This window comes from Mesorhizobium sp. M8A.F.Ca.ET.208.01.1.1, from assembly GCF_004791315.1.
Lineage (GTDB): Bacteria > Pseudomonadota > Alphaproteobacteria > Rhizobiales > Rhizobiaceae > Mesorhizobium.
Genome location: NZ_SRUT01000116.1, coordinates 1 through 370, shown reverse-complemented (window position 1 = coordinate 370; position 370 = coordinate 1). Strand labels below are relative to the sequence as shown.

Genomic DNA, 370 nt, shown 5'->3' with positions numbered 1-370 from the left:
CTTCAGATCTCACTGAGACATACCCCACCGGCCTTTGCAAGGCGCCCGCCGCAAGTTGCGGTGGTCCCGGATAGCTGTCTTCGGATTGCGTGGCAAAGGCGATCCTCGGGCCTGCACTTATTCCCTCGGAAGACGGTTCGCCGCGTGGTCCTGGTACTGATCGGATTTGATCCGATTGCCGTCCAAACCGCGTTGCTCCGTATGCTGCTTCTTGTCCCGATTGGACAGGACCTCGTTCTCGCCGACCATGTCCTTGTCGAGCGTCGTCTTCGCCCCGGTTCCAGAGCTCTTGCCCTGGCTGCCCCGGCCCATATGCTTCTTGCCGCCGGTCGCCATTGTTCGTCTCCCTGGTCTGCCTGCGTGAAACTGT

1 protein-coding gene is annotated in these 370 nt (G+C 60.8%); it reads right to left on the bottom strand.

Annotation, left to right across the window (positions count from 1 at the left end):
• Window positions 1-117: 117 nt before the first annotated feature.
• On the bottom strand, window positions 118-336 hold the full coding sequence (locus EN851_RS34535; RefSeq protein ID WP_127225510.1) for a hypothetical protein: 219 nt from the start codon (window positions 334-336) through the stop codon (window positions 118-120).
• Between the last annotated feature and the right edge of the window lie 34 nt (window positions 337-370).

Excerpts from the sequence above, each read along its gene's own strand:
- EN851_RS34535 (WP_127225510.1), bottom strand. The coding sequence starts at position 336 with ATGGCGACCGGCGGCAAGAAGCATATGGGCCGGGGCAGCCAGGGCAAG.